Annotated in this window: 22 protein-coding genes; 17 read left to right on the forward strand and 5 right to left on the reverse strand. The window is 54.5% G+C overall.

Going from position 1 to position 24613, the window contains the following annotated elements:
- Window positions 1-112: 112 nt before the first annotated feature.
- Window positions 113-265, forward strand: coding sequence for a Hok/Gef family protein (locus tag LZP96_RS08075; RefSeq protein ID WP_064324813.1), 153 nt, complete (start codon window positions 113-115; stop codon window positions 263-265).
- Between the two features lie 88 nt (window positions 266-353).
- On the opposite strand, the gene leuD is transcribed toward LZP96_RS08075, so the two are convergent.
- The 5 genes from leuD to leuL all read right to left on the reverse strand — a co-directional run bounded on the left by leuD (window position 354) and on the right by leuL (window position 5213).
- Window positions 354-959 carry a 3-isopropylmalate dehydratase small subunit gene (leuD, locus tag LZP96_RS08080; protein WP_064324814.1) on the reverse strand — a complete coding sequence of 202 codons (606 nt, stop codon included), beginning with the start codon at window positions 957-959 and terminating at the stop codon, window positions 354-356.
- Between the two features lie 10 nt (window positions 960-969).
- Window positions 970-2370 (reverse strand): 3-isopropylmalate dehydratase large subunit, encoded by a 1401-nt coding sequence (gene leuC, locus LZP96_RS08085; RefSeq protein ID WP_064324815.1) that lies wholly within the window; start codon window positions 2368-2370, stop codon window positions 970-972.
- Between the two features lie 2 nt (window positions 2371-2372).
- Entirely contained in the window at window positions 2373-3464 is a 1092-nt protein-coding gene (gene leuB / locus LZP96_RS08090; RefSeq protein WP_064324816.1) for a 3-isopropylmalate dehydrogenase, read from the reverse strand.
- A complete protein-coding gene (gene leuA / locus LZP96_RS08095) occupies window positions 3464-5035 on the reverse strand; it encodes a 2-isopropylmalate synthase (RefSeq protein ID WP_064324817.1) in 1572 nt (523 codons plus the stop codon). The genes leuB and leuA overlap by 1 nt, the downstream gene beginning before the upstream one ends.
- 91 nt (window positions 5036-5126) lie before the next feature.
- The gene (gene leuL / locus LZP96_RS24200) at window positions 5127-5213 is read right to left on the reverse strand and encodes a leu operon leader peptide (RefSeq protein ID WP_157685370.1); all 87 of its coding nucleotides are present in this window, start codon (window positions 5211-5213) and stop codon (window positions 5127-5129) included.
- A gap of 618 nt (window positions 5214-5831) precedes the next feature.
- Between leuL and leuO the strand changes: the two genes are divergently transcribed.
- The 16 genes from leuO (at window position 5832) to LZP96_RS08175 (ending at window position 24612) form a co-directional block, all read left to right on the forward strand.
- Entirely contained in the window at window positions 5832-6776 is a 945-nt protein-coding gene (gene leuO / locus LZP96_RS08100) for a transcriptional regulator LeuO (protein ID WP_064324818.1), read from the forward strand.
- A 312-nt stretch (window positions 6777-7088) separates the two neighbouring features.
- A complete protein-coding gene (gene ilvI, locus LZP96_RS08105; RefSeq protein WP_064324819.1) occupies window positions 7089-8813 on the forward strand; it encodes an acetolactate synthase 3 large subunit in 1725 nt (574 codons plus the stop codon).
- A 1-nt stretch (window position 8814) separates the two neighbouring features.
- Complete coding sequence (gene ilvN, locus LZP96_RS08110) at window positions 8815-9306, forward strand: acetolactate synthase small subunit (protein ID WP_064324820.1); 492 nt, start codon at window positions 8815-8817, stop codon at window positions 9304-9306.
- A 177-nt stretch (window positions 9307-9483) separates the two neighbouring features.
- Window positions 9484-10488, forward strand: coding sequence for a catabolite repressor/activator (gene cra / locus LZP96_RS08115; protein ID WP_064324821.1), 1005 nt, complete (start codon window positions 9484-9486; stop codon window positions 10486-10488).
- Between the two features lie 600 nt (window positions 10489-11088).
- A complete protein-coding gene (gene mraZ, locus LZP96_RS08120) occupies window positions 11089-11547 on the forward strand; it encodes a division/cell wall cluster transcriptional repressor MraZ (protein WP_064324822.1) in 459 nt (152 codons plus the stop codon).
- Between the two features lie 2 nt (window positions 11548-11549).
- On the forward strand, window positions 11550-12491 hold the full coding sequence (gene rsmH / locus LZP96_RS08125; protein ID WP_064324823.1) for a 16S rRNA (cytosine(1402)-N(4))-methyltransferase RsmH: 942 nt from the start codon (window positions 11550-11552) through the stop codon (window positions 12489-12491).
- A complete protein-coding gene (ftsL, locus tag LZP96_RS08130) occupies window positions 12488-12853 on the forward strand; it encodes a cell division protein FtsL (protein WP_064324824.1) in 366 nt (121 codons plus the stop codon). The genes rsmH and ftsL overlap by 4 nt, the downstream gene beginning before the upstream one ends.
- A gap of 16 nt (window positions 12854-12869) precedes the next feature.
- Window positions 12870-14636 (forward strand): peptidoglycan DD-transpeptidase PBP3, encoded by a 1767-nt coding sequence (gene ftsI / locus LZP96_RS08135; RefSeq protein WP_064324825.1) that lies wholly within the window; start codon window positions 12870-12872, stop codon window positions 14634-14636.
- The gene (gene murE / locus LZP96_RS08140; protein ID WP_064324826.1) at window positions 14623-16110 is read left to right on the forward strand and encodes a UDP-N-acetylmuramoyl-L-alanyl-D-glutamate--2,6-diaminopimelate ligase; all 1488 of its coding nucleotides are present in this window, start codon (window positions 14623-14625) and stop codon (window positions 16108-16110) included. Before ftsI ends, murE begins: the two co-directional genes overlap by 14 nt.
- Window positions 16107-17465 carry a UDP-N-acetylmuramoyl-tripeptide--D-alanyl-D-alanine ligase gene (murF, locus tag LZP96_RS08145; RefSeq protein WP_064324827.1) on the forward strand — a complete coding sequence of 453 codons (1359 nt, stop codon included), beginning with the start codon at window positions 16107-16109 and terminating at the stop codon, window positions 17463-17465. The genes murE and murF overlap by 4 nt, the downstream gene beginning before the upstream one ends.
- Window positions 17459-18541, forward strand: coding sequence for a phospho-N-acetylmuramoyl-pentapeptide-transferase (gene mraY, locus LZP96_RS08150; protein ID WP_003856353.1), 1083 nt, complete (start codon window positions 17459-17461; stop codon window positions 18539-18541). Before murF ends, mraY begins: the two co-directional genes overlap by 7 nt.
- 2 nt (window positions 18542-18543) lie before the next feature.
- Window positions 18544-19860: a UDP-N-acetylmuramoyl-L-alanine--D-glutamate ligase gene (murD, locus tag LZP96_RS08155; protein WP_064324828.1), complete on the forward strand. Its 1317-nt coding sequence runs from the start codon at window positions 18544-18546 to the stop codon at window positions 19858-19860.
- Window positions 19860-21104: a cell division protein FtsW gene (ftsW, locus tag LZP96_RS08160; RefSeq protein WP_064324829.1), complete on the forward strand. Its 1245-nt coding sequence runs from the start codon at window positions 19860-19862 to the stop codon at window positions 21102-21104. Before murD ends, ftsW begins: the two co-directional genes overlap by 1 nt.
- Window positions 21101-22165 (forward strand): undecaprenyldiphospho-muramoylpentapeptide beta-N-acetylglucosaminyltransferase, encoded by a 1065-nt coding sequence (murG, locus tag LZP96_RS08165; protein WP_064324830.1) that lies wholly within the window; start codon window positions 21101-21103, stop codon window positions 22163-22165. Before ftsW ends, murG begins: the two co-directional genes overlap by 4 nt.
- 58 nt (window positions 22166-22223) lie before the next feature.
- Window positions 22224-23699: a UDP-N-acetylmuramate--L-alanine ligase gene (gene murC, locus LZP96_RS08170; RefSeq protein WP_064324831.1), complete on the forward strand. Its 1476-nt coding sequence runs from the start codon at window positions 22224-22226 to the stop codon at window positions 23697-23699.
- Window positions 23692-24612: a D-alanine--D-alanine ligase gene (locus LZP96_RS08175; protein WP_064324832.1), complete on the forward strand. Its 921-nt coding sequence runs from the start codon at window positions 23692-23694 to the stop codon at window positions 24610-24612. Before murC ends, LZP96_RS08175 begins: the two co-directional genes overlap by 8 nt.
- Window position 24613 lies beyond the last annotated feature (1 nt).

The raw sequence follows: 24613 nt of genomic DNA on the forward strand, positions 1-24613 counted from the left end.
AGGCAAACAGTGGAGAGACCCACATCATGTTACATCTGATATGGGCTAACTTCACAACACACCAATTGCGAGGTTAGCCTCTTCATCGCTGGAAAGCAATAAGGAGGCTGGAATGCCACAACGTACTCTGCTGGTAAGTTTGCTGGTGATCTGTACGACGTTACTGATCTTCACCTGGATGGTACGCGACTCGCTGTGCGAGCTGCATTTCCGACAGGAGAAAACAGAACTGGCAGCAGTGTTAGCTTACGAAGTAAAACGTTAGCGGTATCGGCGGGGGAGTTCCCCCGCCACTCCAGGGCCTGTGTGCCTTAGCACCCCTGAATAATGGCCCGCAGCTGCGGGCCATTACTTTATTGCATAAAGGCGGGCTGTTGCTGCTCGTAAGCGGCGATGGCGTCGTCATGCTGCAGCGTCAGACCAATGCTGTCCAGGCCATTCATCATGCAGTGACGGCGGAAGGCATCGATGTTAAAGCGATAAGACTTACCGCCTGCCTTGACCACCTGCGCATCCAGGTCGACTTCGAATGACATCCCCGGCTGGTTTTGCACCAGCGTGAACAGTTCTTCGACCTCTTCGTCGCTGAGCGTTACCGGCAGCAACTGATTGTTAAAGCTGTTGCCGTAAAAAATATCGGCAAAGCTCGGCGCAATGACCACTTTGAAACCGTAATCCGTCAGGGCCCACGGCGCATGCTCACGGGACGACCCGCAGCCAAAGTTTTCCCGCGCCAGCAAAATCGATGCCCCTTCGTATTCCGGGAAGTTCAGGACAAACTCGGGATTAGGCACCTGGCCGTCATCGTCCAGGAATCGCCAGTCGTTAAACAGATGTGCGCCGAAGCCCGTACGGGTGACTTTTTGCAGAAACTGTTTAGGAATGATGGCGTCCGTATCCACGTTTGCTGCGTCCAGCGGGACAACCCGGCCAGTATGTTGAATCAATTTCTCTGCCATGATGGTCCCCTTATTTCATCCCGCGAATATCGGCAAAATGCCCTGTGACGGCAGCCGCAGCGGCCATTGCCGGGCTGACCAGATGGGTTCGTCCACCGCGCCCCTGTCGGCCTTCAAAATTACGGTTGCTGGTGGAGGCACAGCGTTCGCCAGGATTGAGACGATCGTTGTTCATCGCCAGGCACATAGAACAACCCGGCAGGCGCCATTCGAAGCCTGCTTCAATGAAGATCTTATCTAACCCTTCCGCTTCGGCCTGGGCTTTTACCGGGCCGGAACCCGGTACAACCAGTGCCTGCACGCCCGGCGCTACTTTACGCCCTTTGGCAATGTCAGCCGCCGCGCGTAAATCTTCAATACGGGAGTTGGTGCAGGAGCCAATAAACACTTTATCGATCGTGACGTCGGTCAACGGCACGCCGGGTTTCAGGCCCATATAGGCCAGCGCTTTCTCAGCACTGGCGCGTTCAACCGGATCGGCAAACGAGGCCGGATCGGGAATCGCGTCGTTAACGGAAATCACCTGGCCCGGATTGGTACCCCAGGTTACCTGCGGGGCGATCTCTTCGGCCTTCAGCGTCACGACAGTATCAAACTGCGCGCCGTCGTCCGTTTTCAGCGTCTTCCAGTACTCTACCGCTTCATCAAAACGCTGACCTTTCGGGGCGTGTAATCGACCTTTCACGTAGTTAAACGTGATTTCGTCAGGCGCGACCAGGCCCGCCTTGGCGCCCATTTCGATAGCCATGTTACACAGGGTCATGCGGCCTTCCATGCTTAACGCCCGGATAGCCTCACCGCAGAATTCCACCACATGCCCGGTACCACCCGCGCTACCGGTTTTGCCGATAATCGCCAGCACGATATCTTTCGCGGTAATGCCTGGCGCGGCGGTGCCGTTAACTTCAATCTTCATGGTTTTGGCGCGCCCCTGTTTCAGGGTTTGCGTTGCCAGCACATGTTCAACCTCAGAGGTGCCAATACCAAAGGCCAGTGCGCCAAAGGCACCGTGCGTGGCGGTGTGGGAATCGCCGCAAACGATAGTCATGCCCGGCAGGGTGATCCCCTGCTCAGGGCCCATGACGTGGACGATACCCTGATACGGGTGATTCAAATCGTAGAGTTCGACGCCAAACTCGTTACAGTTTTTAATCAGCTCCTGCATCTGGATACGTGCCATTTCGCCTGACGCATTGATATCTTTCGTCTGCGTGGAAACGTTATGGTCCATGGTTGCGAACGTTTTCCCGGGCTGACGCACGGGACGGTTGTGCGCCCGCAGGCCGTCGAACGCCTGTGGCGAGGTGACTTCATGCACCAGATGACGGTCTATGTAGAGCAGCGGCGTTTCATTTTGCGCTTCGTAAACCACGTGAGCGTCAAACAATTTTTCGTATAACGTCTTAGCCATGATTACGCTCCTTCTGCGACATAGCGGGCAATGATATCGCCCATTTCATCGGTACTGACCGCCGCAGTGCCCCGCGCTAAATCGCCGGTGCGGATGCCTTCTTCTAATGCCCGGTTAATGGCGATTTCGATGGCGTCTGCTGCCTCGTTCGCGTCCAGGCTGTACCGCAGCAGCAGCGCCAGGGAGAGGATCTGCGCAATTGGGTTGGCGATATTTTTGCCTGCGATATCCGGCGCGGAACCGCCCGCAGGTTCGTACAGACCAAAGCCTTCTTCGTTCAGGCTGGCGGAAGGCAGCATCCCCATGGAGCCGGTAATCATCGCGCACTCATCCGACAGGATATCGCCGAACAGGTTGGAGCAGAGCAAGACGTCAAACTGGGACGGATCTTTAATCAGCTGCATGGTGGCGTTGTCGATATACATATGGGTCAGTTCAACGTCCGGATACGCATGGGCGATTTCATTGACAATTTCGCGCCATAAAATGGAGGACTGCAGAACGTTCGCCTTATCAATAGAGGTGACTTTGTGGCGGCGTTTACGGGCAGACTCAAAGGCGATCCGGGCAATGCGTTCGATCTCAAAACGGTGATAGACCTCGGTGTCGAACGCTTTTTCGTACTGACCGCTGCCTTCGCGGCCCTTTGGCTGGCCAAAGTAAATGCCGCCGGTTAATTCACGAACGCATAAAATGTCGAAGCCGTTGGCGGCGATGTCGGCACGTAACGGACAAAACTCTTCCAGCCCCTGGTATAATTTTGCCGGGCGCAGGTTGCTGAACAATTTGAAATGTTTACGCAGGGGTAACAGCGCGCCGCGCTCCGGCTGCTCTGCCGGGGGCAGATGTTCCCATTTTGGGCCGCCCACCGAGCCAAAGAGCACCGCATCCGCGTTTTCGCATCCCTCAACGGTGGCTTTTGGCAGCGGGGTGCCGTGATTATCGATCGCGATACCCCCCACATCATAGTGGCTGGTCGTGATATTCATCGCAAAACGTGCGCGAACGGCGTCCAGGACTTTCAGGGCTTGTGTCATCACTTCCGGGCCAATACCGTCGCCCGGCAACACAGCAATATGGTAATTCTTCGACATCACACGGTTTCCTTTTTGTTCTCTTTATTCTGAGCTTTGCGTTGCAACTCTTTTTCGACTTCAGCGGCACGCCAGATGTTGTTCAGGACGTGGACCATGGCCTTCGCTGAGGACTCGACGATGTCCGTAGCCAGCCCGACGCCATGGAAGCGGCGACCTTTATAGGTTGCGACGATATCCACCTGGCCCAGTGCATCTTTGCCGTGACCTTTTGCCGACAGATCGTATTTAACCAAATCGATGTCGTAGTCAGTCACGCGGTTGATGGCCTGATAAATGGCATCGACCGGACCGTTGCCGTTTGCCGCTTCGGTTTTCACCTCTTCGCCGCATACCAGTTTGATTGAGGCGGTGGCGATATCGCTTGAGCCAGACTGCACGCTGAAGTAATCCAGACGGAAATGCTCGGGCTCTTCCTGCTGTTTATTGATAAACGCCAGCGCTTCCAGATCGTAATCAAACACCTGGCCTTTTTTATCGGCCAGCTTCAGGAAGGCGTCATACAGGTGATCCATGTTGTAGTCGCTTTCCTGATAACCCATCTCCGTCATCCGGTGCTTCACCGCTGCGCGACCCGAACGGGAGGTCAGGTTTAACTGAACCTGATTCAGACCGATGGATTCCGGAGTCATGATTTCGTAGTTTTCACGATTTTTCAGCACGCCGTCCTGGTGAATACCGGAGGAGTGGGCAAAGGCACCCGTGCCGACAATCGCTTTGTTGGCCGGAACTGGCATGTTGCAAATCTGGCTGACGGTCTGGCTGGTACGCCAGATTTCATGATGATTAATCCGGGTATGGACGTTCATGATGTCTTTACGCACCTTGATCGCCATGATGACTTCTTCCAGTGAACAGTTACCTGCACGTTCACCGATACCGTTCATTGCCCCTTCAACCTGACGAGCGCCCGCGTGGACGGCGGCAATCGCATTCCCGACGGCCAGGCCTAAATCATCGTGGGTGTGGACGGAGATAATCGCTTTATCAATATTAGGAACGTGTTCATACAGGCCGGTAATGATATTGGAGAACTCAAACGGCATGGTGTAACCGACGGTATCCGGGATATTGATGGTCGTTGCACCTGCATTAATCGCGGCTTCAACCACGCGCGCCAGGTCTGCAATCGGCGTACGGCCCGCATCTTCACAGGAGAACTCCACGTCGTCGGTATAGTTGCGGGCACGTTTGACCATATACACCGCGCGTTCAATCACTTCATCCAGCGTGCTGCGCAGCTTTGTGGCGATATGCATAGGAGAGGTGGCGATAAAAGTATGAATACGGAATGCTTCCGCGACTTTCAGTGATTCGGCTGCCACGTCGATGTCTTTTTCTACGCAGCGCGCCAGGGCGCACACGCGGCTGTTCTTAACGTTGCGGGCAATGGTCTGGACAGATTCAAAATCACCGGGGGAAGAGACCGGGAAGCCGACTTCCATTACGTCAACGCCCATACGTTCGAGGGCCAGCGCGATCTGCAGTTTCTCTTTAACGCTCAGGCTTGCCTGTAACGCCTGTTCACCATCACGTAAGGTTGTATCGAAAATGACGACTTGCTGGCTCATGAAATAGGTCCTTATCTGTCTTTGGGCGCCTTGCTACGAGCATAAAAAAACCCGCGCAGTGGCGCGGGTTCTTAGTCTTACTGGTGACGATTCAATGCTGAATTTCGTTCGCCAGTCTACCGCGCAAAGTGAATGCGTTTAGTAGTAGTAGGCTGAGGGAACGAACGTTGCGATTCATGAATCATGCTCCAGAGAAACGTAATATGTATTTAGTGGTACTGGATATGATGGGCCAAGTCAACCCCCGGAGGGCAAAAGGCGGGATTTTCATGGCCGACGCCCTTTTTAGACATTAGCTTATTGTGCTGGTTTTTGGTTCGGAAGGGATCTTAATAGTCTAATTTTGGACTGACAAATAATCAGGCGTATTATTTAATAAAGATCATTTTCATTTAAACATTTCTTGTAATAATCGCGCCTTCTTTCATAACGATTTGTATTTTAATGATATTATAAACGAATCCAGCGTTTCATGCCTGATTAATGCTAATGACTTGTTAAGTAAAAATCAGTCTCCGTGATGAATACTTTAATAAAACTTAAATTATCATTCACTGAAGGCCGTATTGTTTATTTACCTAATTTATGGTTTCATTTGAATCATAAAGTTTTGGATATCTTTTAGCACATTCGTTCCTGGCGTCAGTCATTGTGTGTACGTTGACGCTGGAGCCTTAATATATTCCGAAAATTAAACTTTCCCCTTTAGCGGTTTTTATATGCATGGTAAATGATATTACCAGCAATTATTGCTGCACTAAGGTAAAGGGAGTTTAGCGTGATAGTGGAGTCAGAAATGTTGGAAAATAAAATTGAACAACCTCAAGCTGACTTTGGGGTTAAGCCACAGTTACGCACGGTGGATCTGAATTTATTAACCGTCTTTGATGCGGTTATGCAAGAACAGAATATTACCCGGGCGGCGCAGGCGCTCGGCATGTCGCAACCGGCGGTCAGTAATGCCGTGGCGCGTCTAAAGGTGATGTTTAATGACGAACTGTTTGTTCGCTATGGTCGCGGTATTCAGCCAACAGCGCGTGCATTTCAGCTTTTTGGCGCGGTTCGCCAGGCGTTACAACTGGTTCAAAACGAGTTGCCCGGCTCCGGTTTCGAACCGCTCAGCAGTGAACGCGTATTTAATCTCTGCGTCTGTAGCCCCCTCGATAATTATTTGACCTCGAAAATCTATAATAAAGTGGAAGAAATAGCGCCCAATATTCATTTGGTCTTTAAATCCTCACTGAATAAAAATGCCGAGCATCAGTTGCGCTATCAGGAAACCGAATTTGTCATCGGTTACGAAGAATTCCGTCGCCCGGAATTTGCCTGTGTTCCTTTATTTAATGATGAAATGGTACTTGTCGCCAGCAAAAAACATCCCCGAATGAACGGCTTGTTACGGGAAAGCGACGTCTATAACGAACAGCATGCCGTCGTGTCCCTCGACCGGTATGCCTCTTTCAGCCAGCCATGGTATGACACGGCGGATAAACAAACCAGTATCGCTTACCAGGGCATGGCGATGGTGAGCGTGCTGAATATCGTTTCGCAAACGCAGCTGGTAGCTATTGCTCCGCGCTGGCTGGCGGAAACCTTAACCGGGCAATTACAGCTGCAGATTCTGCCGCTGCCTCTCAAGCTTAATAGCCGTACCTGTTATCTCTCCTGGCACGAAGCTGCCGGCAGAGATAAAGGGCATCAATGGATGGAAGAGCTGTTAATCAATATTTGTCACCATTAATTTGTCGCGGGATAAAACAGTAAAGCCTGATGTTTTATCCCGCTTTTTAATGCATAAGTAATTTTTTATGCTGATTCACTTTTTTCTCCCTTCCGCCAGGCACGCAAAAATAGATGAATAACTGATTCTGTTGCGTTTTAAACGATGAATTATCAGCCTGACGATTAATCTCAGAAGAATTCACCGTCTCCTTCCCGCTCGTCTGTGGATTCTGCTTTTTACGGCTTATGCTGGCGTAAGTTTGCCAATTGCCTGCGTCATAGCGAGCGGTTATGGTGAAGCTCACTCTGCAAAAAAAGAAAAGGGCAAACCATGGAGATGTTGTCTGGCGCCGAAATGGTCGTCCGATCGCTTATCGATCAGGGCGTAAAGCAAGTATTCGGTTATCCCGGGGGAGCGGTCCTCGATATTTACGATGCGCTGCACACCGTCGGCGGGATCGATCACGTGCTGGTGCGTCATGAACAGGCCGCAGTCCATATGGCCGATGGCCTGGCGCGTGCGACCGGGGAGGTGGGGGTTGTGCTGGTCACCTCAGGGCCTGGCGCCACTAACGCGATCACCGGCATTGCCACAGCCTATATGGATTCGATTCCCCTCGTGATTTTGTCCGGGCAGGTCGCCACGTCATTAATTGGCTATGATGCCTTCCAGGAATGCGACATGGTGGGGATCTCCCGCCCGGTGGTAAAACACAGTTTCCTGGTCAAGCAGACGGAAGATATTCCTGGCGTGCTGAAAAAAGCCTTCTGGCTGGCAGCCAGCGGACGGCCGGGACCCGTGGTGGTTGATCTTCCAAAAGACATTCTCAACCCGGCGAATAAATTGCCTTATATCTGGCCGGATGCGGTGAGCATGCGCTCCTATAACCCGACAACGCAAGGGCACAAAGGTCAAATCAAACGCGCCCTGCAAACGCTGCTCGCGGCAAAAAAACCGGTGGTCTATGTGGGTGGCGGCGCGGTAAATGCCCATTGCGACGCGGCGCTGCGCACGCTTGTTGAGAAATTAAACTTGCCTGTGGCGTCCTCCTTAATGGGGCTGGGGGCCTTCCCGGCCACGCACCGCCAGGCGCTGGGCATGTTAGGCATGCATGGCACTTATGAAGCCAACATGACGATGCATCATTCTGATGTAATCTTCGCCGTGGGCGTGCGCTTTGACGATCGCACCACCAACAACCTGGCAAAATACTGTCCTGACGCGACGGTATTGCACATTGATATCGATCCCACCTCCATCTCCAAGACGGTGCCCGCCGATGTCCCCATTGTTGGCGATGCGCTGCAGGTTCTGGAACAGATGCTGGATCTGCTGGCGCAAGAAGAGCCTGCACAGCCGCTGGATGAGATCCGCGACTGGTGGCAGCAAATTGAACAGTGGCGTGCCCGTCAATGTTTGAAATATGACACCGAGAGCGAGCATATAAAGCCGCAGGCGGTTATTGAAACGATCTGGCGCTTAACCCAGGGTGAGGCTTACGTTACCTCGGACGTCGGCCAGCATCAGATGTTCGCGGCGCTCTACTATCCGTTCGATAAACCTCGTCACTGGATCAACTCCGGTGGGCTCGGCACCATGGGCTTTGGTCTGCCTGCTGCGCTGGGCGTGAAGCTCGCCTTGCCGGACGAAATCGTGGTGTGCGTAACCGGCGATGGCAGTATCCAGATGAACATTCAGGAGCTGTCCACCGCACTGCAATACAACCTGCCGGTGCTGGTGCTCAACCTCAACAACGGTTATCTCGGCATGGTGAAGCAGTGGCAGGACATGATCTATTCCGGACGTCACTCTCAGTCGTACATGCAGTCACTGCCGGACTTTGTTCGTCTGGCGGAGTCCTACGGTCATGTTGGGATACGCATCAGCGATCCGGCAGAGTTAGAAACCAAACTGGGCGAAGCGCTGGAGCACGTTAAAAACAATCGCCTGGTGTTTGCCGATATCATCGTCGATGGCACCGAGCATGTGTATCCAATGCATATTCGCGGGGGTGGTATGGATGAAATGTGGTTAAGCAAAACGGAGAGAACCTGACATGCGCCGGATATTATCTGTACTTCTGGAAAACGAATCGGGTGCGCTGTCTCGCGTCATTGGGCTCTTTGCGCAGCGGGGCTATAACATTGAAAGCCTGACGGTCGCGCCTACAGACGATCCGACGCTGTCACGGATGACCATCCAGACGGTGGGCGATGCCAAGGTGCTTGAGCAAATTGAGAAGCAACTGCACAAACTGGTCGACGTGCTGCGCGTAAGCGAGCTGGGTCAGGGCGCTTACGTTGAACGTGAAGTGATGTTGGTCAAAATACAGGCCAGCGGATACGGACGCGAAGAGGTCAAACGTAATACGGAAATCTTCCGTGGCCAGATTATAGACGTCACGCCCTCTATTTATACGGTCCAGCTGGCAGGCACCAGCGACAAGCTGGATGCATTCCTGGCGTCCATCCGCGATGTCGCCAAAATCGTTGAAGTGGCGCGTTCAGGAATAGTAGGTTTATCGCGCGGCGATAAGATCATGCGGTAATCGCGAAATAGTTCGCCTCTTTTGCCTGGCTTATGAAGCCAGGCTTTTTTTTGCCTGAACGCACATTCATGATGATAAAAGCGGTTGCCGCAGGGACTATTCTGCGATTAGATGTTAAAAGATATAACCATAAACCTGACAAGGCCATGGACTCTTTTTTTTCCTTAAGGGGCAATTGTGAAACTGGATGAAATCGCCCGGCTCGCCGGCGTGTCACGAACTACGGCAAGCTATGTGATTAACGGTAAGGCTAAGCAGTACCGTGTAAGTGATAAGACCGTTGAAAAAGTCATGGCAGTAGTTCGTGAGCATAACTACCATCCGAATGCCGTGGCGGCGGGCCTGCGCGCGGGACGTACACGTTCGATTGGTCTGGTGATCCCCGATCTTGAGAACACCAGCTATACCCGTATTGCTAACTATCTTGAGCGTCAGGCGCGTCAGCGCGGCTATCAATTACTGATCGCCTGCTCTGAAGATCAGCCTGATAACGAAATGCGCTGCGTTGAGCATTTGCTGCAGCGTCAGGTTGACGCCATTATCGTCTCAACCTCATTACCGCCTGAACATCCTTTCTATCAGCGCTGGGCAAACGATCCTTTTCCTATCGTGGCGCTCGATCGCGCGCTCGATCGTGAGCACTTCACCAGCGTCGTCGGTGCCGATCAGGACGACGCAGAGATGCTGGCGGCTGAGCTGCGCACTTTCCCGGCGGAGACCGTGCTCTATCTGGGGGCGCTGCCGGAACTGTCCGTAAGTTACCTGCGTGAGCAGGGATTCCGTACGGCGTGGAAAGACGATCCGCGCGAGGTCCATTATCTCTACGCCAACAGCTATGAGCGTGAAGCGTCAGCCCAGCTGTTTGAAAAGTGGCTTGAGACGCACCCCATGCCGCAGGCGTTATTCACCACCTCCTTTGCTCTTCTGCAGGGCGTGATGGATGTGACGTTGCGCCGTGAGGGTAAACTTCCTTCTGAACTGGCGATAGCCACCTTTGGCGATAATGAACTGCTCGATTTCCTGCAGTGTCCGGTGCTGGCCGTGGCGCAACGTCATCGTGATGTTGCTGAACGCGTGCTGGAGATTGTGCTGGCCAGTCTGGATGAGCCGCGTAAACCGAAGCCTGGTCTGACGCGGATTAAGCGCAACCTCTATCGTCGCGGCGTGCTGAGTCGTTACTGATTTTTGATAAGGGTAGTGAAAGCTGCCCTTATTGTTCTCTTTTAAATGACTAAAAATAGCCAGAGAGAATTTAGGATAATTCTATAAGAAAGATAGCCTGCTACTCGTCTTAATTCATACCGTCATTTAACGACGTCTTTTTAAGGTTATTTCCTCTTTTTTACTGCGGCAAAATTGTATTATTTTGTTACAGAGAATCCGGGTGTGCTGAATTATCAGCCATTTTTTCCTCCTTTCGCTAACGCACCGCGCTATGACTGAAGCCTGACGGGATGTGAAGTCAAACTGGCGCTGTTATCCCCCGACGTTATGCCTTAAAATGCCGCCCGCGTCGCAAACTGACACTTTATATTTTCCTGCGATGATATGAGTGATGCTTAACGCTCGTGTGCATATTCGGTATTTTTCTTACAAATATTCATGACGTTAATTTTGCCTCGCCTGTTGCGCAGTTATTAATCAGGTCCGGTTACGTCCGTGAGTGGGGGGCATTCATCTCCCTGTCGCGGTAGTCCTGGCTTGACAAGCTTTTCCTTCGCTCCGTACACTCCTTTATGTGGGAATTTGTGGGTTAAAGTGGCGAGAAGGGGTGAGGCTGGCATGTTCCGTGGAGCAACGTTAGTCAATCTTGACAGCAAGGGGCGTTTATCGGTGCCAACCCGATATCGCGATCGGCTGCTTGAGGACGCTTCAGGTCAAATGGTGTGCACCATTGACATCAACCACTCCTGCCTGCTGCTTTACCCCTTGCCCGAATGGGAAATTATTGAGCAAAAGCTGTCGCGACTGTCGAGCATGAACCCGCAGGAACGCCGCGTACAACGGTTGTTATTGGGTCATGCCAGTGAATGTCAGATGGACAGTGCAGGGCGATTACTGATTGCCCCTGTGTTAAGGCAGCATGCCGGTCTGACGAAAGAAGTGATGCTGGTCGGGCAGTTCAATAAGTTTGAGCTGTGGGATGAAACGACCTGGTATCAACAGGTCAAGGAAGATATCGACGCTGAACAATCTGATCCCGATACGTTATCGGATCGATTGCAGGACTTGTCTCTATAAATATGATGGAAAATTTTAAACATAGAACGGTGTTGCTGGACGAGGCTGTGAACGGCCTGAATATTCGCCCAGACGGCATCTACATTGATGGGACATTTGGTCGCGGTGGTCACTCGCGTCTGATCCTCTCCCAACTGGGAGCGGAAGGTCGCTTACTGGCAATCGATCGCGATCCGCAGGCTATTGCCGTGGCGAAGACCATCGATGATCCGCGCTTTTCCATCGTACATGGCCCTTTCTCTGCGCTGGCTGACTATGTTAGTGAGCGCGAACTGACGGGCAAGATCGACGGGATTCTTCTCGATCTTGGCGTCTCTTCACCCCAGCTTGATGATGCAGAACGCGGCTTCTCCTTTATGCGCGATGGCCCCCTCGATATGCGTATGGATCCAACGCGTGGGCAGTCGGCAGCAGAATGGCTGCAAACCGCTGAGGAAGCCGATATTGCCTGGGTTATCAAAACCTTTGGCGAGGAGCGCTTTGGGAAACGTATTGCCCGCGCCATTGTCGAGCGCAACCGCATTGAACCGATGACCCGAACGAAAGAACTGGCAGAGGTGATTGCGGCGGCCATGCCGGTGAAGGATAAGCACAAACATCCTGCGACCCGTACCTTCCAGGCGGTGCGTATTTGGGTAAACAGTGAACTGGAGGAGATAGAGCAGGCGCTAAAAAACTCGCTCAGCGTGCTGGCCCCGGGTGGGCGGTTATCGATCATCAGCTTCCATTCGCTGGAAGACCGCATTGTGAAACGCTTTATGCGTGAGCAAAGTCGCGGTCCGCAGGTCCCGGCGGGGCTGCCGATGACGGAAGAACAACTCAGGAAACTGGGCGGCCGTTATTTGCGAGCATTAGGCAAGTTAATGCCGGGCGAAGAAGAGGTGGCAGAGAATCCACGTGCCCGTAGTTCAGTACTGCGTATTGCAGAAAGGACGAACGCGTGATCAGCAGAGTGACGGAAACCCTCAGCAAAGTGAAAGGATCGTTAGGAAGCAACGAGCGCCATGCTTTGCCTGGCGTGATCGGTGACGATCTCTTGCGGTTTGGGAAACTGCCACTCTGCCTGTTCATTTGCATTATTGTCACCGCGGTGACCGTGGTCACGACGGCCCACCATACCCGTCTGTTAACCGCACAACGCGAGCAGCTGGTGCTGGAACGTGATGCGCTGGACATTGAATGGCGCAACCTGATTCTTGAAGAAAACGCGCTCGGCGATCATAGCCGGGTTGAACGGATCGCAACGGAAAAGCTGCAATTGCAGCATGTTGATCCTTCACAGGAAAATATCGTAGTACAAAAATAAAGGGAATACGCGACGCATGAGACCGGCGGCAAAAACGCAAAAACCGAAACGTCAGGAAGAACAGGCCAACTTTATCAGTTGGCGTTTTGCGTTGCTTTGTGGCTGTATTTTACTGGCGCTGACTTTCCTGCTGGGCCGCGTGGCCTGGTTGCAGATTATTGCCCCTGACATGCTGGTGCGCCAGGGGGACATGCGTTCCCTGCGCGTGCAGGAGGTCTCAACCTCACGCGGCATGATCACCGACCGGTCTGGTCGTCCTTTAGCGGTCAGTGTCCCGGTTAAAGCGATCTGGGCCGATCCGAAAGAGTTACACGATGCCGGCGGCGTGACGCTCGATAACCGCTGGAAAGCCCTGGCCGATGCGCTGAAAATGCCGCTCGACCAGATGGCGGCCCGCGTGAATGCGAACCCTAAAGGGCGCTTCATTTATCTGGCGCGTCAGGTTAACCCTGACATGGCCGATTACATCAAAAAACTGAAACTGCCTGGCATCCATTTGCGGGAAGAGTCGCGTCGATACTATCCGTCAGGCGAAGTGACCGCCCACCTTATTGGTTTTACCAACGTCGATAGCCAGGGCATTGAAGGCGTCGAAAAAAGCTTCGACAAGTGGCTCACCGGCCAGCCGGGCGAGCGCATCGTGCGTAAAGATCGCTATGGTCGCGTGATTGAAGATATTTCTTCTACGGATAGCCAGGCGGCACATAACCTGGCGCTGAGCATTGATGAGCGCCTGCAGGCGCTGGTGTACCGTGAACTCAATAATGCGGTGGCCTTTAACAAAGCCGAATCAGGCAGCGCCGTGCTGGTGGACGTCAGTACCGGCGAAGTGCTGGCAATGGCAAACAGCCCCTCGTATAACCCCAACAACCTGACCGGTACGCAGAAAGATGTGATGCGTAACCGTACCATCACCGACGTCTTCGAACCGGGTTCCACCGTGAAGCCGATGGTCGTCATGACGGCGTTGCAGCGCGGTATCGTGAATGAAAATACCGTGCTGAATACTGTTCCTTACCGAATTAATGGCCACGAAATCAAAGACGTGGCGCGTTATAGCGAATTAACCCTGACCGGGGTATTGCAGAAGTCGAGTAACGTCGGTGTGTCTAAGCTGGCGTTAGCGATGCCGTCCTCAGCGTTAGTAGAAACTTACTCACGTTTTGGGCTTGGAAAGGCGACCAATTTGGGGTTGGTCGGAGAACGCAGTGGCTTATATCCTCAAAAACAACGGTGGTCTGACATAGAGAGGGCCACCTTCTCTTTCGGCTATGGGCTAATGGTAACGCCGTTACAGTTAGCGCGAGTCTATGCAACGATTGGTAGCTATGGTGTTTATCGCCCGCTCTCCATCACCAAAGTGGATCCCCCGGTTCCCGGCGAGCGTATCTTCCCGGAATCTACCGTGCGTACCGTGGTTCACATGATGGAAAGCGTTGCCCTGCCGGGCGGCGGTGGCGTGAAAGCAGCAATCAAAGGCTATCGTATTGCGATTAAAACCGGTACCGCGAAAAAAGTCGGTCCGGATGGTCGCTACATCAACAAATACATTGCCTATACCGCGGGCGTTGCGCCTGCAAGTAATCCGCGTTTTGCGCTGGTGGTCGTCATTAACGATCCACAGGCGGGTAAATACTACGGTGGCGCCGTCTCTGCGCCGGTGTTTGGTGCCATCATGGGCGGCGTTCTGCGCACCATGAACATTGAACCGGATGCGCTGGCGACGGGCGATAAAAGTGAATTTGTAATTAATCAAGGTGAGGGATCAGGTGGCAGATCGTAATTTGCGCGACCTTCTTGCTCCGTGGGTGCAATCGCTACCCGCACGAGCGCTACGAGAGATGGTACTCGACAGCCGTGCGGCTGCGTCGGGCGATCTTTTTGTAGCAGTGGTCGGTCATCAGGCGGACGGGCGTCAATATATCCCGCAGGCGATTGCGCAAGGTGTAGCTGCCATTATTGCTGAGGCAAAAGATGTTGCGACCGATGGTGAAGTCCGTGAATTGCACGGTGTACCGGTCATCTACCTCAGCCAGTTAAATGAACGCCTCTCCGCGCTGGCGGGGCGTTTTTATCACGAGCCGTCTGACCAGCTGCGTCTGGTTGGCGTGACGGGAACCAACGGTAAAACCACCACCACGCAGCTGATGGCGCAATGGGCGCAGCTGCTGGGTGAAACCGGTGCCGTGATGGGCACCGTGGGTAATGGATTGCTGGGTAAAGTGAACCCGACGGAAAACACGACGGGTTCCGCCGTTGACGTACAGCACGTGCTGTCAGGCCTTGCGCAGCAAGGGGCGACCTTTGCCGCCATGGAAGTCTCTTCGCATGGTCTGGTGCAACACCGCGTCGCCGCACTGAAATTTGCCGCCTCGGTGTTTACGAACCTGAGCCGCGATCATCTCGATTATCATGGGGATATGGAGCATTACGAAGCCGCAAAATGGCTGCTCTATTCCACGCACCATTGTGGTCAGGCCATTATCAATGCTGATGATGAAGTAGGACGCCGCTGGCTGGCTAAGCTGCCCGATGCGGTAGCCGTCTCGATGGACGACCATATCAATCCGAACTGTCATGGCCGCTGGCTGAAGGCAACGGAAGTGCATTATCACGACAGTGGTGCGACTATCCGTTTTGCTTCTTCCTGGGGCGAGGGCGTTATTGAGAGCCGCCTGATGGGGGCATTCAACGTCAGCAATCTTTTGCTGGCGCTGGCGACGCTGCTGGCGCTGGGCTATCCGCTGACAGACCTGCTGAAAACCGCCGCGCAGCTGCAACCCGTTTGCGGGCGTATGGAGGTGTTCAGCGCGCCGGGCAAGCCGACGGTGGTGGTCGATTACGCCCATACCCCGGATGCGCTGGAAAAAGCGCTGCAGGCGGCCCGTCTGCACTGCACCGGTAAGCTGTGGTGTGTCTTTGGCTGCGGCGGCGATCGTGACAAAGGCAAGCGCCCATTAATGGGGGCGATTGCTGAGCAGTTCGCCGATATTCCGGTCGTGACCGATGATAACCCCCGTACAGAAGAACCGCGCGCCATTATTAACGACATCCTCGCAGGTATGCTGGATGCGGGTCGCGCGCGCGTTGTCGAAGGACGCGCCGAAGCGGTGACCAATGCCATTATGCAGGCCAGCGAGAATGACGTGGTGCTGCTGGCTGGCAAAGGCCACGAAGATTATCAGATTGTCGGCGCGCGTCGTCTGGACTATTCAGACCGCGTGACCGCGGCGCGTCTGCTGGGAGTCGTGGCATGATTAGCGTTACGCTGGATAAATTAGCCACTGTCTTGAACGGCGAGCTGTCGGGACAGGCGCTGACCATCGATGCCGTGACGACGGATACCCGTAAAATTACGCCGGGATGCCTGTTCGTAGCCCTGAAAGGCGAGCGGTTCGATGCGCATGATTTCGCTGAACAGGCGAAAGAGGCCGGGGCGGGCGCGCTGCTGGTAAGCCGTAAGCTGGATGTCGACCTGCCGCAGGTCTGCGTGCAGGACACGCGTCTGGCGTTTGGCGAACTGGCGGCCTGGGTTCGCCAACAGGTTCCTGCCCGCGTCGTGGCATTAACCGGCTCGTCCGGTAAAACGTCGGTCAAAGAGATGACGGCGGCCATCCTCGCGCAGTGTGGCAACACGCTTTATACCGCAGGCAATCTTAATAACGACATCGGCGTTCCGATGACGTTGCTGCGTCTGACCACCGAACACGAATATGCGGTGATTGAGCTGGGTGCTAATCATCAGGGCGAAATTGCCTGGACCGTCAGCCTGACGCGTCCGGAAGCCGCGCTGGTAAACAACCTGGCGGCAGCGCACCTTGAAGGTTTTGGATCGCTGGAAGGCGTGGCAAAAGCCAAAGGTGAAATCTATACCGGCCTGCCGGACAACGGCATTGCCATTATGAATGCCGACAATAATGACTGGCTGAACTGGCAAAGCATCATTGGCGATCGCAAAACCTGGCGTTTTTCGCCTAATTCGGCCAACAGTGATTTTACCGCGACCAATATCCATGTGACCTCTCACGGCACGGAATTTACGCTGCAAACGCCTACCGGTGGCGTGGACGTACTGCTGCCATTGCCCGGGCGCCACAATATCGCGAACGCGCTGGCTGCCGCCGCGCTGGCCACGGCGGTGGGCGCCAGCCATGACGCCATTAAAGCCGGGCTTAAAAACCTGAAAGCGGTACCTGGACGACTGTTCCCTGTTCCGCTTGCAGAAAACAAACTGCTGCTGGATGACTCCTACAATGCCAACGTCGGTTCGATGACGGCGGCGGTCCAGGTGTTGTCAGAGATGCCAGGCTACCGCGTGTTTGTGGTGGGTGATATGGCTGAACTGGGCGATGAGAGCGAAGCGTGCCATATACAGGTGGGCGAAGCGGCAAAAGCGTCCGGCATTGACTGCGTATTGAGTGCGGGCAACCTCAGTCAACGCATCAGTGAGGCAAGCGGGGCAGGCGAGCATTACAGCGATAAAGCCGGATTGATTACCCGTCTGAAAACAATAGTAGCAGAACACCAAATTGTGACTGTTTTAGTGAAAGGTTCACGTAGTGCCGCCATGGAAGAGGTTGTGCACGCTTTACAGGAGAACGGAACATGTTAGTTTGGCTGGCCGAACACTTGGTCAAATATTATTCAGGCTTTAACGTCTTTTCCTATCTGACGTTTCGCGCCATCGTCAGCCTGCTGACTGCGCTGTTCATCTCCTTGTGGATGGGCCCGCGCATGATTGCCCGTCTGCAAAAACTCTCTTTCGGCCAGGTCGTGCGTAACGACGGTCCGGAATCGCACTTCAGCAAGCGCGGCACGCCTACCATGGGCGGGATTATGATCCTGACCGCCATTGTGGTGTCTGTTCTGCTGTGGGCCTACCCTTCGAACCCGTACGTCTGGTGCGTGCTCACGGTGCTGGTGGGGTACGGCATTATCGGTTTCGTCGACGACTACCGCAAAGTGGTGCGCAAGGATACCAAAGGGCTGATTGCCCGCTGGAAATACTTCTGGATGTCGGTTATCGCGCTGGGTGTCGCCTTCGCGCTCTATCTGGCAGGGAAAGACACCCCGGCCACCGAGCTGGTGGTGCCCTTCTTTAAAGACGTGATGCCGCAGCTTGGTCTGTTCTACATCCTGCTGGCCTACTTTGTGATTGTGGGGACCGGTAACGCCGTTAACCTGACCGATGGTCTGGACGGCCTGGCGATTATGCCAACCGTCTTTGTTGCAGGGGGCTTCGCGCTGGTAGCGTGGGCGACCGGTAACATGAACTTTGCGAACTATCTGCACATTCCTTATCTGCGCCATGCGGGGGAACTGGTGATTGTCTGTACGGCGATTGTCGGGGCGGGATTAGGCTTCCTGTGGTTTAACACTTATCCGGCGCAGGTCTTTATGGGCGACGTCGGTTCGCTGGCGCTGGGCGGCGCGCTGGGCATTATTGCCGTGCTGCTGCGTCAGGAATTCCTGCTGGTCATCATGGGCGGTGTGTTCGTTGTGGAAACCTTATCGGTAATTCTGCAGGTGGGGTCCTTCAAGCTGCGCGGTCAGCGCATTTTCCGCATGGCACCTATTCATCACCATTATGAACTGAAAGGCTGGCCGGAACCGCGCGTCATTGTGCGCTTCTGGATTATTTCGCTGATGCTGGTCCTGATTGGCCTGGCAACGCTGAAGGTACGTTAATCATGGCAGATTACCAGGGTAAAAAAGTCGTTATCATCGGGTTGGGCCTGACGGGCCTGTCCTGCGTGGACTTTTTCCTCGGGCGTGGCGTAACGCCTCGTGTGATGGATACGCGTGTTTCTCCGCCGGGTCTGGATAAAGTGCCAGAGCAGGTTGAACGCCACCTTGGTGGTCTGAATGATGACTGGCTGCTGGCAGCCGATCTGATCGTCGCAAGCCCAGGCATGGCGCTGGCGCATCCGTCCCTGAGCGCGGCAGCAGACGCCGGCGTTGAAATCGTCGGTGATATTGAGTTGTTCTGCCGTGAAGCACAGGCGCCTGTCATCGCCATTACCGGATCGAACGGTAAAAGCACCGTGACAACGCTGGTGGGTGAGATGGCGAGTGCCGCGGGCATGAACGTAGGGGTAGGCGGGAATATTGGCCTGCCTGCGCTGATGCTTCTCGATCCCACCCGCGATCTCTACGTGCTTGAGCTTTCCAGCTTCCAGCTGGAGACCACTTCCAGCCTGCATGCCACGGCCGCCACGATCCTGAACGTGACGGAAGATCATATGGATCGCTATCCGTTTGGTTTGCAGCAGTATCGGGCAGCGAAACTGCGCGTCTATGAGAATGCCAAAATTTGTGTGGTGAACGCCGATGATGCGCTGACCATGCCGGTGCGCGGCGCGGATGACCGCTGCGTGAGCTTTGGCATCAACATGGGTGACTACCACCTTAACCGTCAGCAAGGCGAAACCTGGCTGCGTGTAAAAGGCGAAAAAGTCCTTAATGTCAAAGAGATGAAGCTTTCCGGCCAGCATAACTATACCAACGCATTAGCCGCGCTGGCGCTGGCAGATGCGGCAGGTTTACCGCGCGCCACCAGCCTGAAGGCGCTGACCACCTTTACCGGACTTGCGCATCGTTTCCAGCTGGCGCTGGAACATAACGGCGTACGCTGGATCAATGACTCAAAAGCGACCAACGTCGGCAGCACCGAAGCAGCGCTTAACGGTTTGCACGTTGAGGGAACGCTTCATCTGCTGCTTGGTGGCGACGGAAAGTCTGCTGACTTTTCACCGCTAAAACCTTATTTGTCGGGCGACACAATTCGTCTGTACTGTTTTGGGCGCGACGGTGCGGCGCTGGCGGCATTACGCCCCGACGTTGCGACGCAAACTGACACGATGGAAGAGGCCATGCGACTCATCGCCACGCGGATTCAACCCGGCGATATGGTGCTGCTTTCGCCGGCCTGTGCCAGCCTCGATCAGTTTAAAAACTTTGAACAGCGGGGCGATCTCTTTACCCGCCTGGCGAAGGAGCTAGGGTGATGCGTTTATCCCTCCCTCGCCTGAGAATGCCGCGTCTGCCGGGGTTTGGCATCCTGGTGTGGCTGTTTGCGGCACTGAAAGGCTGGGTCATGGCGTCCCGGGATAAAGATTCCGATAGCCTGGTCATGTACGACCGCATGCTGTTCTGGCTCACGCTGGGGCTGGCGGCGGTCGGTTTTATTATGGTGACCTCCGCGTCAATGCCTGTCGGGCAGCGCCTGGCGAACGATCCTTTCTTGTTTGCCAAGCGTGACGGTATTTACATTATTCTGGCGTTCTGCCTGGCGTTAATTACGCTGCGCCTGCCAATGACGTTCTGGCAGCGGCACAGTACCGCGATGCTTATCGCCTCGATCATCATGCTGTTAATCGTGCTGGTGGTGGGCAGCTCGGTCAACGGTGCATCACGCTGGATTGCCTTTGGTCCGCTGCGAATTCAGCCTGCCGAATTTACCAAGCTATCGCTGTTTTGTTATCTCGCCAACTACCTGGTACGTAAGGTCGATGAAGTCCGCAATAACCTGCGCGGCTTCTTAAAACCGATGGGCGTGATTCTGGTGCTGGCGATCTTACTGCTTGCCCAGCCTGACCTCGGGACGGTGGTGGTGTTGTTCGTGACGACCCTTGCCATGCTGTTCCTTGCGGGGGCGAAACTCTGGCAGTTCATCGCGATCATTGGGATGGGGATATCCGCGGTTGTCCTGCTGATCCTTGCGGAACCTTACCGTATCCGACGCGTCACCTCTTTCTGGAACCCCTGGGAAGATCCCTTTGGCAGCGGTTATCAGCTGACGCAGTCGTTAATGGCTTTTGGGCGCGGTGAAGTATGGGGTCAGGGGCTGGGGAATTCCGTTCAGAAACTGGAGTACCTGCCCGAAGCGCATACCGACTTTATCTTCTCCATCATTGGGGAAGAGCTGGGTTATATCGGTGTGGTATTAGCGCTTTTAATGGTATTCTTCGTCGCTTTCCGTGCCATGTCTATTGGTCGAAAAGCGCTTGAAATCGATCACCGCTTCTCAGGTTTTCTCGCCTGTTCAATTGGTATCTGGTTTAGTTTTCAGGCATTAGTCAACGTCGGGGCCGCAGCGGGGATGCTGCCGACCAAAGGTCTGACGTTGCCCTTGATCAGTTATGGTGGCTCGAGTCTGCTGATTATGTCGACGGCCATCATGTTTTTGTTACGCATAGATTATGAAACGCGTCTGGAAAAAGCCCAGGCGTTTACACGAGGTTCTCGATGAATCAACCGAAGCGGTTAATGGTGATGGCAGGGGGGACCGGCGGGCATGTGTTCCCCGGGCTTGCGGTTGCGCACCATTTAATGGGCCAGGGCTGGCAGGTACGCTGGCTCGGAACCGCCGATCGCATGGAAGCCGACCTGGTGCCAAAACACGGCATTGAGATCGACTTTATCCGTATTTCCGGCCTGCGCGGCAAGGGGCTTAAAGCGCTGTTGCTGGCGCCTGTACGCATCTTTAACGCCTGGCGTCAGGCCCGTGCCATCATGAAACGCTTCAATCCTGATGCTGTTTTAGGAATGGGAGGCTATGTGTCAGGGCCGGGCGGTCTGGCGGCATGGTCGCTGGGGATCCCGGTAATACTGCACGAGCAAAACGGCATTGCCGGTTTGACGAACAAATGGCTGGCGAAGATTGCGACCAAAGTGATGCAGGCCTTTCCTGGCGCTTTCCCGACCGCGGATGTTGTGGGTAACCCGGTGCGCGTTGACGTACTGGCGCTGCCGCTGCCGCAGCAACGTCTTGAAGGGCGTGACGGGCCGGTACGTGTTCTGGTGGTGGGCGGTTCTCAGGGGGCGCGCATTCTGAATATGACGCTGCCTCAGGTGGCGGCGAAACTGGGCGAGACGGTCACTATCTGGCATCAGAGTGGAAAGGGTGCGCAGCAAACCGTTGAGCAGGCCTATGCCGATGCGGGAGAGCCGCAGCATAAGGTCACCGAGTTTATTGACGATATGGCTGCCGCCTACGCCTGGGCCGATGTGGTCGTGTGTCGCTCCGGTGCGCTGACGGTCAGCGAGATTGCAGCAGCCGGTCTGCCGGCTATCTTTGTGCCTTTCCAGCATAAAGACAGACAGCAGTACTGGAACGCGTTACCCCTCGAAAAAGCGGGCGCCGCGAAAATATTTGAACAGCCGCACTTTACCGCCGAGGCGGTCGCCAACACCCTGGCGGGCTGGAATCGTGAAACATTGCTGGAGATGGCCGAGCGCGCACGTGCCGCCGCCATTCCGGATGCGACCGAACGGGTAGCAAATGAAGTAAGCCTGGCTGCAAAGGCTTAACCCTTGTAACGCCTTTTGCGTTGCACGAATTTTAAGAAGTATCGATGGCGGTTAGAGAATGAATACACAACAACTGGCAAAACTGCGTTCAATCGTGCCCGAGATGCGTCGCGTCCGGCACATCCACTTTGTTGGCATCGGTGGTGCTGGCATGGGCGGTATTGCCGAAGTTTTAGCGAACGAGGGCTATCAGATCAGCGGGTCCGATCTGGCGCCTAACCCTGTTACGCAGCAGTTAGCGTCGCTTGGGGCGACCCTCTATTTTAACCATCGCCCGGAAAACGTGCGCGATGCGAGTGTTGTTGTGGTCTCCAGCGCCATCTCTGCCGATAACCCTGAAATCGTCGCTGCGCATGAAGCGCGTATCCCGGTCATCCGCCGTGCTGAAATGCTGGCAGAACTGATGCGTTTTCGTCACGGTATCGCCGTAGCCGGTACGCACGGTAAAACGACCACCACCGCGATGGTTTCCAGCATTTATGCGGAAGCGGGTCTCGATCCGACGTTCGTTAACGGTGGCCTGGTCAAGGCCGCGGGCGTGCATGCGCGCCTGGGGCACAGCCGCTATCTGATTGCCGAAGCGGATGAGAGCGACGCATCGTTCCTGCACCTGCAACCGATGGTCGCCATTGTGACCAACATCGAAGCTGACCATATGGATACTTACCAGGGCGACTTCGAAAACTTAAAGCAGACATTTATTAACTTTCTGCACAACCTGCCGTTCTATGGCCGTGCGGTGATGTGTGTTGACGATCCGGTCATTCGCGAGCTTTTACCGCGCGTGGGACGTCAAATCACCACCTACGGTTTTAGCGAAGACGCCGATGTGCGTGTGGAAGAGTACAAACAGTTCGGCGCACAGGGGCACTTTACCCTCGCGCGTCAGGATAAACCGTTACTGCACGTTACGCTGAACGCGCCGGGTCGGCACAACGCCTTAAACGCGGCGGCAGCTGTTGCGGTGGCGACGGAAGAGGGCATTGATGACGACGCTATTCTGCGCGCGCTGGAAAGCTTCCAGGGCACCGGGCGTCGTTTTGATTTCCTTGGCGAGTATCCGCTGGAGCCCGTGAACGGCAAGCCCGGTAGCGCAATGCTGGTGGATGACTACGGTCACCATCCGACGGAAGTTGACGCGACCATCAAAGCCGCGCGCGCTGGCTGGCCGGATAAGAATCTGGTGATGATATTCCAGCCGCACCGTTACACCCGCACACGCGATCTGTACGATGATTTCGCGAACGTGCTCTCGCAGGTGGATACGCTGCTGATGCTGGACGTTTATTCTGCGGGTGAAAATCCGATTCCGGGCGCTGACAGCCGTTCCCTGTGTCGTACTATTCGTGGACGCGGTAAGATCGACCCTATTTTGGTTCCAGATCCTGCGCAAGTCGCCGACATGCTGGCGCCTGTATTAACCGGTAACGATTTAATCCTGATTCAGGGCGCAGGAAATATCGGCAAAATCGCGCGTAACTTATCTGAAATCAAACTGAAGCCGCAAACTGCTGGGGATGAACGTCATGGCTGATAAAATCGCCGTCCTGTCAGGCGGAACTTCTGCAGAGCGTGACGTTTCACTGAACTCCGGGGCTGCCGTACTGGCAGGCTTGCGCGAAGGTGGCGTGGATGCGCATCTGGTCGATCCGAAAGACGTAGACGTTACGCGCCTGAAAGAGATGGGCTTCGATAAGGTCTTTATTGCGCTTCATGGGCGTGGCGGAGAAGACGGCACGCTTCAGGGATTACTTGAATTGATCGGTATGCCTTACACCGGTAGCGGCGTGATGGCATCAGCTATTTCCATGGATAAACTGCGCAGCAAATTGCTGTGGCAAGGCGCGGGATTGCCCGTCGCCCCCTGGGTTGCATTAACCCGTCGTGAATTCGAAATGGGCCTCAATGACGACGTTAATTCGCGCATTGTCGGGCTGGGTTTACCGGTTATTGTTAAGCCCAGCCGTGAAGGCTCCAGCGTGGGTATGTCTAAAGTGACAGAAGCTGCGGATTTAACGCAGGCGTTAGCATTGGCATTTCAACATGATGAAGAAGTTTTAATAGAAAAATGGCTCAGCGGGCCAGAATTCACCGTGGCGATGCTTGGAGAAGAAATATTACCCTCTATTCGCATCCAACCTGCCGGAACCTTCTATGATTATGAGGCGAAGTATCTCTCTGATGAGACGCAATATTTCTGCCCAAGCGGTCTGGAAGATGACCAGGAAGCCCAATTGCAGTCTTTGGTCTTAAAAGCCTGGGCCGTTTTAGGGTGTCGCGGCTGGGGTCGCATTGACGTTATGCAGGATAGCGATAAGCAATTTTATTTGCTGGAAGCCAATACATCGCCGGGGATGACCAGCCATAGCCTTGTGCCGATGGCGGGGCGTCAGGCCGGCATGAGCTTCTCGCAACTGGTCGTGCGCATTCTGGACCAGGCGGGCTGAT

Origin of the sequence: Huaxiibacter chinensis, assembly GCF_022171985.1 — a bacterium.
GTDB classification, from domain to species: Bacteria; Pseudomonadota; Gammaproteobacteria; order Enterobacterales; family Enterobacteriaceae; genus Enterobacter; species Enterobacter chinensis_A.

Excerpts from the sequence above, each read along its gene's own strand:
- ftsI (WP_064324825.1), top strand. The coding sequence starts at position 12,870 with ATGAGACCGGCGGCAAAAACGCAAAAACCGAAACGTCAGGAAGAACAG.
- rsmH (WP_064324823.1), top strand. The coding sequence starts at position 11,550 with ATGATGGAAAATTTTAAACATAGAACGGTGTTGCTGGACGAGGCTGTG.
- murD (WP_064324828.1), top strand. The coding sequence starts at position 18,544 with ATGGCAGATTACCAGGGTAAAAAAGTCGTTATCATCGGGTTGGGCCTG.
- LZP96_RS08075 (WP_064324813.1), top strand. The coding sequence starts at position 113 with ATGCCACAACGTACTCTGCTGGTAAGTTTGCTGGTGATCTGTACGACG.
- murF (WP_064324827.1), top strand. The coding sequence starts at position 16,107 with ATGATTAGCGTTACGCTGGATAAATTAGCCACTGTCTTGAACGGCGAG.
- leuD (WP_064324814.1), bottom strand. The coding sequence starts at position 959 with ATGGCAGAGAAATTGATTCAACATACTGGCCGGGTTGTCCCGCTGGAC.
- murG (WP_064324830.1), top strand. The coding sequence starts at position 21,101 with ATGAATCAACCGAAGCGGTTAATGGTGATGGCAGGGGGGACCGGCGGG.
- ilvI (WP_064324819.1), top strand. The coding sequence starts at position 7,089 with ATGGAGATGTTGTCTGGCGCCGAAATGGTCGTCCGATCGCTTATCGAT.
- leuL (WP_157685370.1), bottom strand. The coding sequence starts at position 5,213 with ATGAATCGCAACGTTCGTTCCCTCAGCCTACTACTACTAAACGCATTC.
- mraY (WP_003856353.1), top strand. The coding sequence starts at position 17,459 with ATGTTAGTTTGGCTGGCCGAACACTTGGTCAAATATTATTCAGGCTTT.
- mraZ (WP_064324822.1), top strand. The coding sequence starts at position 11,089 with ATGTTCCGTGGAGCAACGTTAGTCAATCTTGACAGCAAGGGGCGTTTA.
- ftsW (WP_064324829.1), top strand. The coding sequence starts at position 19,860 with ATGCGTTTATCCCTCCCTCGCCTGAGAATGCCGCGTCTGCCGGGGTTT.
- leuB (WP_064324816.1), bottom strand. The coding sequence starts at position 3,464 with ATGTCGAAGAATTACCATATTGCTGTGTTGCCGGGCGACGGTATTGGC.
- leuO (WP_064324818.1), top strand. The coding sequence starts at position 5,832 with ATGTTGGAAAATAAAATTGAACAACCTCAAGCTGACTTTGGGGTTAAG.
- ilvN (WP_064324820.1), top strand. The coding sequence starts at position 8,815 with ATGCGCCGGATATTATCTGTACTTCTGGAAAACGAATCGGGTGCGCTG.
- leuA (WP_064324817.1), bottom strand. The coding sequence starts at position 5,035 with ATGAGCCAGCAAGTCGTCATTTTCGATACAACCTTACGTGATGGTGAA.
- leuC (WP_064324815.1), bottom strand. The coding sequence starts at position 2,370 with ATGGCTAAGACGTTATACGAAAAATTGTTTGACGCTCACGTGGTTTAC.
- LZP96_RS08175 (WP_064324832.1), top strand. The coding sequence starts at position 23,692 with ATGGCTGATAAAATCGCCGTCCTGTCAGGCGGAACTTCTGCAGAGCGT.
- murC (WP_064324831.1), top strand. The coding sequence starts at position 22,224 with ATGAATACACAACAACTGGCAAAACTGCGTTCAATCGTGCCCGAGATG.